Origin of the sequence: Sphingomonas sp. (genome assembly GCF_031426035.1) — a bacterium.
Lineage (GTDB): Bacteria > Pseudomonadota > Alphaproteobacteria > Sphingomonadales > Sphingomonadaceae > Sphingomicrobium.
On the sequence record NZ_JANPKO010000050.1, the window covers coordinates 1 to 10,107 of the forward strand.

11 protein-coding genes are annotated in these 10,107 nt (G+C 67.5%); 7 read left to right on the plus strand and 4 right to left on the minus strand.

The genetic code is table 11. The features are described 5' to 3' along the window. The 4 genes from RMP08_RS03090 to RMP08_RS03105 all read right to left on the minus strand — a co-directional run. On the minus strand, positions 1–2,081 hold a 2,081-nt coding region (locus tag RMP08_RS03090; protein WP_310467524.1), incomplete at its 3' end, for a dihydropteroate synthase. A 95-nt stretch (positions 2,082–2,176) separates the two neighbouring features. Then, positions 2,177–3,223, minus strand: coding sequence for a homocysteine S-methyltransferase family protein (locus tag RMP08_RS03095; protein ID WP_310467525.1), 1,047 nt, complete (start codon positions 3,221–3,223; stop codon positions 2,177–2,179). After that, positions 3,220–4,143, minus strand: a complete 924-nt coding sequence (gene metF / locus RMP08_RS03100) for a methylenetetrahydrofolate reductase [NAD(P)H] (protein WP_310467526.1) — start codon at positions 4,141–4,143, stop codon at positions 3,220–3,222. The genes RMP08_RS03095 and metF overlap by 4 nt, the downstream gene beginning before the upstream one ends. Continuing rightward, positions 4,140–5,105: a metalloregulator ArsR/SmtB family transcription factor gene (locus RMP08_RS03105; protein WP_310467527.1), complete on the minus strand. Its 966-nt coding sequence runs from the start codon at positions 5,103–5,105 to the stop codon at positions 4,140–4,142. The genes metF and RMP08_RS03105 overlap by 4 nt, the downstream gene beginning before the upstream one ends. 43 nt (positions 5,106–5,148) lie before the next feature. Between RMP08_RS03105 and RMP08_RS03110 the strand changes: the two genes are divergently transcribed. From RMP08_RS03110 to RMP08_RS03140, 7 genes are all read left to right on the plus strand, one after another. Continuing rightward, entirely contained in the window at positions 5,149–5,547 is a 399-nt protein-coding gene (locus RMP08_RS03110) for a hypothetical protein (protein ID WP_310467528.1), read from the plus strand. 81 nt (positions 5,548–5,628) lie between these two features. After that, on the plus strand, positions 5,629–5,799 hold the full coding sequence (locus RMP08_RS03115) for a hypothetical protein (protein ID WP_310467529.1): 171 nt from the start codon (positions 5,629–5,631) through the stop codon (positions 5,797–5,799). A 77-nt stretch (positions 5,800–5,876) separates the two neighbouring features. Continuing rightward, on the plus strand, positions 5,877–6,368 hold the full coding sequence (locus tag RMP08_RS03120) for a DUF6265 family protein (protein ID WP_310467530.1): 492 nt from the start codon (positions 5,877–5,879) through the stop codon (positions 6,366–6,368). 77 nt (positions 6,369–6,445) lie between these two features. Further along, positions 6,446–6,829 (plus strand): VOC family protein, encoded by a 384-nt coding sequence (locus RMP08_RS03125; protein WP_310467531.1) that lies wholly within the window; start codon positions 6,446–6,448, stop codon positions 6,827–6,829. Between the two features lie 104 nt (positions 6,830–6,933). Next, entirely contained in the window at positions 6,934–7,896 is a 963-nt protein-coding gene (gene mdh / locus RMP08_RS03130) for a malate dehydrogenase (protein ID WP_310467532.1), read from the plus strand. Further along, a complete protein-coding gene (gene sucD / locus RMP08_RS03135; RefSeq protein WP_310467533.1) occupies positions 7,893–8,777 on the plus strand; it encodes a succinate--CoA ligase subunit alpha in 885 nt (294 codons plus the stop codon). The genes mdh and sucD overlap by 4 nt, the downstream gene beginning before the upstream one ends. A 25-nt stretch (positions 8,778–8,802) precedes the next feature. Further along, on the plus strand, positions 8,803–10,107 hold a 1,305-nt coding region (locus tag RMP08_RS03140; RefSeq protein ID WP_310467534.1), incomplete at its 3' end, for a thiamine pyrophosphate-dependent enzyme.

Consider the following 10,107-nt stretch of genomic DNA (forward strand, 5'->3'; position numbering starts at 1 on the left):
GCCGAGTGGGTCTCGCCCGACTCCCCCGCCCCTTCCGCCGCTTCGCGGCTCCCTCCCCGCCTCTCAAGGGGCGGGGAATAGACCTGCACATCGTCGCCCTCGCGCCTACAGCGCCACAGGCCGACGGTGCCGCTCGCCGTCACCCAGCGCTCGGCGATGATCTTGTCGAGCATGTCCTGGGCATCGGCGAATAGACTGGTCGCACTGGCGCCGACCACCGGGTCTTCGAGGATCGCGGGGTAGTTGCCGGCGAGCTCCCAGGCGCGGAAGAACGGCGTCCAGTCGATCGACGCGCGCAGGTCGCGCAGCGGCCATTCGCCAAACTGGTGGAGTCCGGGCATGCTGGGCGGCGGCGCTTTGCCGGAAGGGTCGTAGGGGAATGCGTTGCGGCGCGCTTCGGGGAGCGTTGCCAGCTCGCTGTGGCCGCTGCGCGCGCGGGCGATGCGCAGAGCGTCATATTCGTCGGCGGTCTTGGCTACGAGCGGATCGCGCTGGGTGTCCGAGACCAGGCTCGAGGCGACCCCGACCGCGCGGCTGGCGTCGAGCACGTGGAGCACCGGGCCGTCGTAGGCGGGGTCGATGCGCAGCGCGGTGTGCGCCTTGCTGGTGGTCGCGCCCCCGATCAGCAGCGGGGTGGTGAGCCCGAGCCGCTGCATCTCGCCGGCCACCGTGACCATCTCGTCGAGCGAGGGGGTGATCAGCCCGGACAAGCCGATCATGTCGGCATTGTTGTCATTGGCGCACTGCAAAATGTCCTGCCACGGCACCATCACGCCAAGGTCGATGACCTCGAAGCCGTTGCATTGCAAAACCACGCCGACGATGTTCTTACCGATGTCGTGGACGTCGCCCTTGACGGTCGCCATGACCACCCGGCCCTTGCCCGCGGTGGCGCCGGACTTTTCCTTTTCGGCCTCGATGAACGGGATCAAATGCGCGACCGCTTTCTTCATCACGCGCGCCGACTTGACCACCTGCGGCAGGAACATTTTTCCCGACCCGAACAGGTCGCCGACGACACTCATGCCGTCCATCAGCGGGCCTTCGATGACTTCGATCGGCCGCGCGAACAATTGCCGCGCTTCCTCGGTATCGGCGACGATGTCGAGGTCGATGCCCTTGACCAAAGCGTAGGACAGGCGCTCGCCGACCGGCAGCGAGCGCCACACGGCGAGCTGTTTCTCCTCCGCCGCGTCGGTGCCGCGGTAGCGCTCCGCAAGCGTCACCAGCCGCTCCGTGGCGTCCTCGCGACGGTCGAGGATGACGTCCTCGCACGCCTCGCGCAGCTCGGGGTCGATGTCGTCGTAGACGTCGAGCTGGCCGGCGTTGACGATCGCCATGTCGAGCCCGGCGGGGATCGCGTGGTAGAGGAAGATCGAGTGCATCGCGCGGCGCACCGGCTCGTTGCCGCGGAACGAGAAACTCAAGTTCGACAGCCCGCCCGAGATGTGGACGCCGGGGCAGCGGGCGCGGATTTCGCGCGCCGCCTCGATGAAGTCGAGCGCGTAGCGGCGGTGCTCGTCGATCCCGGTCGCGACCGCGAAGATGTTGGGGTCGAAGATGATGTCGTGGGCGTCGGTGCCGTCGGCGACGAGCAATTTATAGGCGCGCTCGCAGATCGACACTTTGCGCGCGGCGGTATCGGCCTGCCCAACCTCGTCGAACGCCATCACGACAATCGCGGCGCCGTACGCGCGGCACTTGCGCGCAAGCTCGAGGAACGGCCCCTCGCCTTCCTTCATGCTGATCGAATTGACCACGGGCTTGCCCGACACGCATTTGAGACCGGCCTCGATCACGCTCCATTTCGAGGAATCGATCATCACCGGGACGCGCGCGATGTCGGGCTCGGCGGCGATGCGCTTCAAGAAAATGGTCATCGCCTGCTCTGAATCGAGCAGCGCCTCGTCCATGTTGACGTCGATGATCTGTGCGCCGTTGTCGACCTGCTCGCGCGCGACCTCGACCGCGGCGTCATAGTCGCCGGCGAGGATCAGTTTCTTGAATTTTGCCGAGCCGGTGACGTTAGTGCGCTCGCCGACATTGACGAACCGCGCGCCGGCGCCGGCCTGCTTCTCCAAATCCGTTCGGGGTGAGCTGGTCGAAGCCCTGTTCTCCTCACCTTCATCAAGCAAGGGCAGCCCTTCGACAGGCTCAGGGCGAACGGGAGTTTCGGTCATGCAGCAAGAATCATCGGCTCGAGCCCGGCGAGGACGGTGTGGCCGGGCGCGGCGGGGATTTGGCGCGTCGGGGCGCCCGCGGCGGCGGCGGCGATCGCGGCGATGTGCGCCTGGGTGGTGCCGCAGCAGCCGCCGACGACATTGACCAAGCCATCGGCGATCCATTCGGCGACCTGCGCCGCGGTCTCGGCCGCCGCCTCGTCATATTCGCCGAGGTCGTTGGGCAAGCCGGCATTGGGATAGGCCATCACCAGCGTGTCGGCCTGCGCCGACAGCGCGGCGAGGTGCGGGCGGAGCGGGGCGGCGCCGAACGAGCAATTGAGCCCGATGGTCAACGGCCGCGCATGGCGCACCGCGGCCCAGAACGCCTCGACCGTGTGGCCGCTGAGGTTGCGGCCCGAGAGATCGGTCAGCGTCATCGAGATCATCAGCGGCAGCGGGCGACCAAGCGCGGCTTCGGCCTCGAGCACCGCCATGATCCCGGCCTTGGCATTGAGCGTGTCGAAAATGGTCTCGATCAGGATGAAATCGACCCCGCCCTCGACCAGCGCGTCGATCTGCTCGCGGTAGACCGCTTTCACCGTGTCGAAATCGACCTCGCGGTAGCCGGGGTCGTTGACGTCGGGGGACAGCGACAAGGTCTTGTTGGTCGGCCCGACCGCGCCGGCGACCCAGCGCGGGCGGCCGTCGATTGCTGAATTGCGGTCGGCGACGCGGCGGATGATTTGCGCCGCGGCGACATTGATTTCGCGCACGAGATGCTCGGCGCCGTAATCGGCCTGGCTGATCGCGGTGGCATTGAAGCTGTTGGTGGCGAGGATGTCGGCCCCAGCGGCGGCAAACTGCTCGGCGATCTCCTCGACCAGCTCGGGCCGCGCGAGGTTGAGCAGGTCGTTGTTGCCGCGCTGGTCCTTGAACAGGTCGAGCCCGCGGCAATAGTCGGCGCTCGCCAGTTTGTGCGCCTGGATCGAGGTGCCGTAGGCGCCGTCCTTGACCAGGATGCGCCTGGCCGCTTCGGCGCGAAAGGCGTCGGCCGCGCTCATGCCGCTTGCGCCCGAACGCCGAGCAAATGGCAGATGGCGTAGGCCAGCTTGGCGCGGTTGAGGGTGTAGAAGTGGAAGTGGCGCACGCCCCCGGCATACAATTGCCCGCACAGCTCGGCGGCGACGGTGGCTGCGATCAGCTGGCGCGCGGCGGGCAGTTCGTCGAGCCCTTCGAACAGATCGTTGAGCCAGGCCGGGATTCCGGCGCCGCACATTTCGGCGAAGCGGCGGGTTTGGGCGACGTTGCTGACGGGCAGGATGCCGGGGACGATCTCGATGTCCATGCCGGACGCGGCGACCGCGTCGCGGAAGCGGAAGAAGCAATCGGGCGAAAAGAAAAACTGCGTGATCGCGCGGTCGGCGCCGGCGTCGACCTTGCGCCTGAAGTTGTCGAGGTCGGCGGCGCGGTCGGCCGAATTGGGGTGGATTTCCGGATAGGCCGCGACCGACACGTCGAACGGCGCGACGCGCTTGAGCCCGGCGACCAGCTCGGCGGCGTTGGCATAGCCGTCGGGGTGCGGGGCGTAGGCCTGGCCTGGCTCGGGCGGGTCGCCGCGCAGGGCGACGACGTGGCGCACGCCGATCTCCCAATAATCGCGCGCGACGGCGTCGATCTCGTCGCGCGACGCGCCGACGCAGGTGAGATGCGCGGCGGCGGTCAGGCTGGTCTCGTTGACGATCCGCTCGACCGTGGCGTGGGTCCGCTCGCGGGTCGAACCGCCGGCGCCGTAGGTGACCGAAACGAAGCGCGGATGAAGCGGCGCGAGCGTCTCGATCGACTGCCACAGCGTCGCCGCCATCGCATCGCTCTTGGGCGGGAAGAATTCGAAGCTGACCGCGATGTCGCCGCGGGTCTCGGCGAACAACGGCACGACCTCGCGCGACGGCACCGCGACGCGGGCGGTGGCAGCTCCGCTCATGCCGCGCGCCGCTGGCGCTGGGGCAGCGCCTGCTTGGCGCCGCGCCACAAGGTGACGGTCAATTCGCCGCCTTCGAGATGCTCGACATGGTCGAGGGTGAGGCCGGCGGCGGCGAACCAGCCGCGCATGGCCTCGTCGTCGAAGCCCAAGCGGATATGCGCGTCGCTGGCGCGCAGTTCCTCGCGCTCATGGGCGGCGAAATCGACCACCAGCAGGGTCCCGCCCGACGCCAGCACGCGGCCCGCCTCGGCGATCGCGGCGGCCGGGGCGTGGGCGTAATGGAGTACCTGGTGGATGATCGCGCTGTCGGCGCTGCCGTCATCGAGCGGGAGCGCATACATGTCGCCCTGGCGCAGGCTCGATGGAATGCCGGCCGATTCGAGCTTGACCCGGGCCAGCCGCAGCATCTCCGACGAGCGGTCGATGCCGACGGCATGGTCGGCGCGCGGGCCGAACAATTCGATCATGCGGCCGGTGCCGGTGCCGATATCGACCAGCCGGCCGAGGTCGCAATCAGCGAGCGCGCGCTCGATCGCGCTTTCTACCTCGCATTCGGCGACGTGGAGCGAGCGGATCTGGTCCCACACCGCGGCGTGGCCGGCGAAATAGCGCGAGGCGGCCTCGGCGCGCTCGGCGCGGATGTGCTCGAGGCGCGCGGCGTCGGCGGCGAAGTCGGCGGCGGTGGCGGGGTCGGCCCAGGCGTCGAGCAAAGCGAACATCGGGTCGGTGCGCGCGGGCTCGCCGATCGCGAGGAACACCCAACTGCCCTCCTTGCGCCGCTCGACCGCGCCGGCCTCGGCAAGGATGCGGACGTGGCGCGAGACGCGCGGCTGGCTCTGGTCGAGCAGAGCGGCCAGCTCGCCAACCGACAATTCCATCCGCCTGAGCAGCGCGAGGATGCGCAGCCGGGTGGGGTCGGCCAGCGCCTGGAAACGGTCGGAGAGGGGCGCGGATACGGTCACCAAGACGGGATATAAAGATTTCTTTATATCGTCAAACAAAAGCGTGCCGGCCACGATTTTGTCACAATGCCGATTGCGCCGCGAAACCGCGCTCTATATGGGCGCGCGCTGGCCTGTGCGATTCTCGCGGCAGGCCGAGCCCACTGCCCGCTCCGTCGGGCAAGTTAGAGTGAATGGAACGATCATGAAGAAGATTGCAGTGACCGCTCTGGTCCTCGGACTCGGTCTCGCCGCGTGCGACACCAAGACCGAGAACGCCGTTGAAAACGAAACCGCCATCGAGAACGCTGCCGAGGCCGATGCCGACGCCGCCACCAACGATGCCGCCAACGCTGCCGACAATGCGCTCGACACCGCCGGCAACGCCATCGAGAACGCCGGCAACGCCGTCGAGAACGCTGGCGACGCGGTCGAGAACGCTGCGGACAACGCCGCGAACTAAGTCTTCGCATCCGCGAATACTGGAAAGGGGCTGCGCGCCATGGGTGCGCGGCCCCTTTTTTATTGCGCTATGGGACTTGCGATGAAACGGATCGCCATCCTCCTTGCCCTCGCGGTAGCGGGCGGCTGCTCGCGCGACGACGGCGCCCCCTCCCCGGCCGACCAGCGCGAGCTCGACGCCGCCGAGGCGATGCTCAACGAGGCGCCGGTGGACTCGTCGGCAAGCGCGAACGCAGCCATGACCAACCGGTAGCCCGCCTTCGTTGAGTCTCGCCTGACTGGCACGGATCGATTATGTCGGCAGTGTATCGACTGAACGGGAGGACGACGATGCGGCAGTGGACCAAGCTGGCACTCATGAGCCTGGCGACCGCCTGCCCCGCCTCGGCCGTCGCCGCCAACACCGCGCCCGCGCCCGCAGCGAAGATCGCCGATGCGGCGTGGCTTGCCGGGCGCTGGGTGGGCCAAGGGCTGGGCGGCGAGATCGAGGAGAATTGGTCGCCCGCCGCGGACGGCCAGATGGTCGGCCATTTCCAGCTGACCAGCGGTGGCAAGGTCAAATTCTACGAGCTCGAGGTGATCGATGAGCAGCCGGCCGGGCTGCGCATGCGGGTCAAGCATTTCAACCGCGATTTCACCGGCTGGGAAGAGAAAGGCGGCTGGCACAGCTTTGAGCCGGTCAGCGCCACACCCGGCGTGCTCAAATTCCGCGGGCTGACCCTGACCCGCGAGGGCGCCGACGCGATGACGATCGGCATTATGCTCAAGGAAGACGGCAAGGTGCGGGAAGAGACCCTACGCTTGCGCCGGGCGCCGCTGTAGGCGCGGCGGGGCGCGTCGCCGGGTGGAACGCGGCGGCGGGGGCGGCCGTTTCGCATGCATCCACCAGGAGACAGACGATGCTGGACTCAGCCAACGCAACCCCGATGATCGCGGTCAAGGACATCGCGCGCGCACGTAAGTTTTACGGCGAGACGCTTGGGCTTGAGGCCAAGGAGGCGATGGGCGGCGAAGTGCTCGAGGTGACCAGCGGATCGACCACGATCAACGTCTACCGCTCAGAATTCGCCGGCACCAACCAGGCCACCGCGCTGACCTTCGACGTCGCCGACATCGAAGCCGAGGTGCGCGAGCTCAAGGACAAGGGCATTTTCTTCGAGAACTACGACATGCCCGGCCTCGAGAAGCAGGGCGACCTGTACGTCGCCGAAGGCATGAAAACGACCTGGTTCAAGGACCCCGACGGCAATATCCTCAGCCTGTTCGAGGGCACCGCCAGCTAGGCCCCGCGAGCCGGTTGCCCGACTCCCGCTGCCGGTCTAGAGGCGCGCACTAGTGAGCGCCGGTCCCGGTGTTCCCACACCAGGCAGAGGAAAGTCACCGCTTCATGGCCCGTAACAAGATTGCCCTGATTGGCGCCGGGATGATCGGCGGCACGCTCGCCCATCTCGCCGCGATGCGCGAGCTCGGCGACATCGTCCTGTTCGACATCGCCGAGGGGATTCCCGAGGGCAAGGCACTCGACATTGCGCAGGCCGGCCCGGTCGATGGCTTCGACGCCACGCTCAAGGGCTCGTCCGATTACGCCGACATCGCGGGGGCCGACGTGTGCATCGTCACCGCCGGCATCGCGCGCAAGCCGGGGATGAGCCGCGACGACCTGATCGGCATCAATTTGAAGGTGATGAAGGCGGTCGGCGAGGGCATCAAGAAGCACGCGCCCGACAGCTTCGTGATCTGCATCACCAACCCGCTGGACGCGATGGTGTGGGCCTTGCGCGAATTCTCCGGCCTGCCGCACGCCAAGGTGGTCGGCATGGCAGGCGTGCTCGACAGCGCGCGGTTCCGCCATTTCCTCGCCGACGAGTTCAAGGTTTCGGTCGAGGACGTCACCGCGTTCGTGCTCGGCGGGCACGGCGACACAATGGTCCCGGTAATCGATTATTCGACTGTCGCCGGAATCCCGATCCCGGCATTGATCAAGATGGGCTGGTCGAACCAGGAGCGGATCGACGCGATCGTCCAGCGCACCCGCGGCGGCGGCGGCGAGATCGTCGCTTTACTCAAGACCGGCAGCGCGTTTTACGCCCCCGCCACCAGCGCGATCGCGATGGCCGAGAGCTACTTGAAGGACAAGAAGCGCGTGCTCCCCGCGGCCGCCAACCTGACCGGGCAATATGGCGTCGACAACCTCTACGTCGGCGTGCCGGTGGTGATCGGCGCCGGCGGGGTCGAGAAGATTGTCGAGATCGAGCTCGATGACGCCGCGCGCAAGAATTTCGAAGTCAGCGTCGAGGCGGTGAAGGAGCTGCTGGTGGCGTGCAAGGCGATCGACGGAAGCCTCAAATGAGCATTCTCGTCGACCGCAACACCAAGGTCATCACCCAGGGGATGACCGGCGAAACGGGGACATTCCACACCGAGCAGGCGCTCGCCTATGGCACGCAGATGGTCGGCGGGGTGACGCCGGGCAAGGGCGGATCAACCCATATCGGGCTGCCGGTGTTCGACACCGTCCACGAGGCGGTTGAGCGGACCGGCGCCACCGCCAGCGTGGTGTACGTCCCGCCGCCGTTCGCCGCGGACTCAATCCTCGAGGCGATCGACGCCGAGGTGCCGCTGATCGTCGCCATCACCGAAGGCATTCCAGTGCTCGACATGGTCCGGGTCAAGCGCGCGCTGACCGGCTCCAAGTCGCGGCTGATCGGCCCCAATTGCCCCGGCGTGCTGACCCCCGACGAGTGCAAGATCGGGATCATGCCCGGCAATATCTTCAAGAAGGGCAGCGTCGGGGTGGTCAGCCGCTCGGGCACGCTGACCTACGAAGCGGTGTTCCAGACTACAAACGAGGGACTGGGCCAGACCACCGCGGTCGGCATCGGCGGCGACCCCGTCAACGGCACCAACTTCATCGACGTGCTCGAGCTGTTCCTCGCCGACGACGCCACCCAGTCGATCGTGATGATCGGCGAGATCGGCGGCAGCGCGGAGGAAGACGCCGCACAGTTCCTCGCCGATGAGGCGAAGCGCGGGCGGCGCAAGCCGGTGGTCGGCTTCATCGCCGGCCTGACCGCGCCTCCCGGCCGCCGCATGGGCCACGCCGGCGCGATCGTCGCCGGCGGCAAGGGCGACGCCAAAAGCAAGATCGCGGCGATGGAAGCGGCTGGAATTACCGTCTCGCCAAGCCCATCTGAGCTCGGCACGACGCTAAAGGCGCTGTTGAACCGTTAGTACCCCTCCGGGTGCGGAAGAGGCGATGGCTGACGATTTCTCCATGACTGGCCTGCGCGAAGCGGGACCGAGCTGGGCGCGGGCCAACTGGCCGCTGGCGGTGCTCGACGAGGTCAATGCCGGGCTCGACCCGACCGAGGCGACGGTGGCGGCGGTCAAGGCGGCGGCGAGCGAGGTCGCCGCGGCGGCCGGGGCCGACCCCGACGCGGTCCACCGCGCCGCCGACGACAGCGTGCGCGCGATGATGCTGATCCGCACGTTCCGCGTGCGCGGGCACCTCGCCGCGAGCCTCGACCCGCTCGGCCTCTACCTCAGCGACTGCCCGGCCGACCTCACCCCGGCCTATCACGGCTTCGGCGAGATGGACCTCGACCGGCCGATCTGGCTCGGCGGGGTGCTCGGCTTCCAACAGGCCAGCGTGCGCGAGATCGTGCGCGTGCTGCAGGACACCTACTGCGGCCACATCGGCTTCGAATATATGCACATCAACGACTTGGATGAGCGGCGCTTCATCCAAGACCGCATCGAGCGCGCCGACGACACCGTCCAATTCACCCCCGAAGGCAAGCAGGCGATCCTCGCCAAGGTCATCGAGGGCGAGCAATGGGAAAAATTCCTCGCCAAGAAATATGTCGGGACCAAGCGCTTCGGGCTCGACGGCGGCGAAAGCGCGATCCCCGCGCTGGAAAGCGTGATCAAGACCGGCGGCCAATTGGGCATCAGCGAGATCGCGGTCGGCATGGCCCACCGCGGGCGCTTGAACGTGCTCGCCAACGTGATGGGCAAGCCGACGCGGGCAATCTTCAACGAATTCGCCGGCGGCGCGACCAATCCCGCCGACGTCGGCGGCTCGGGCGACGTGAAGTACCACCTCGGCACCTCGTCCGACCGCGAGTTCGACGGCAACAAGGTGCATTTGTCGCTGCTCCCCAACCCGTCGCACCTCGAGGCGGTCGACCCCGTCGTGCTTGGCAAGGCGCGCGCGGTGATGACGCTGAAGGGCGACAAGCACGGCAAGACCGTGCTTCCGATCCTGCTCCACGGCGATGCCGCGTTCGCCGGCCAGGGGGTGGTCGCCGAATGCCTCGGCTTCTCCGGCCTGCCCGGCTACGGCACCGGCGGGACGCTGCACTTCATCATCAACAACCAGGTCGGCTTCACCACCAGCCCGCAATATGCGCGCTCGTCACCCTACCCGTCGGACATGGCCAAGGCGATCCAGGCGCCGATCCTCCACGTCAACGGCGACGACCCCGAGGCGGTGACCTTCTGCTGCAAGCTGGCGATCGAGTTCCGCCAGGAGTTCGGCCGCGATATCGTGATCGACATG

Coding starts and splice junctions, on each gene's coding strand:
- sucD (WP_310467533.1), top strand. CDS start 7,893: ATGAGCATTCTCGTCGACCGCAACACCAAGGTCATCACCCAGGGGATG.
- metF (WP_310467526.1), bottom strand. CDS start 4,143: ATGAGCGGAGCTGCCACCGCCCGCGTCGCGGTGCCGTCGCGCGAGGTC.
- RMP08_RS03120 (WP_310467530.1), top strand. CDS start 5,877: ATGCGGCAGTGGACCAAGCTGGCACTCATGAGCCTGGCGACCGCCTGC.
- RMP08_RS03095 (WP_310467525.1), bottom strand. CDS start 3,223: ATGAGCGCGGCCGACGCCTTTCGCGCCGAAGCGGCCAGGCGCATCCTG.
- RMP08_RS03125 (WP_310467531.1), top strand. CDS start 6,446: ATGCTGGACTCAGCCAACGCAACCCCGATGATCGCGGTCAAGGACATC.
- RMP08_RS03115 (WP_310467529.1), top strand. CDS start 5,629: ATGAAACGGATCGCCATCCTCCTTGCCCTCGCGGTAGCGGGCGGCTGC.
- mdh (WP_310467532.1), top strand. CDS start 6,934: ATGGCCCGTAACAAGATTGCCCTGATTGGCGCCGGGATGATCGGCGGC.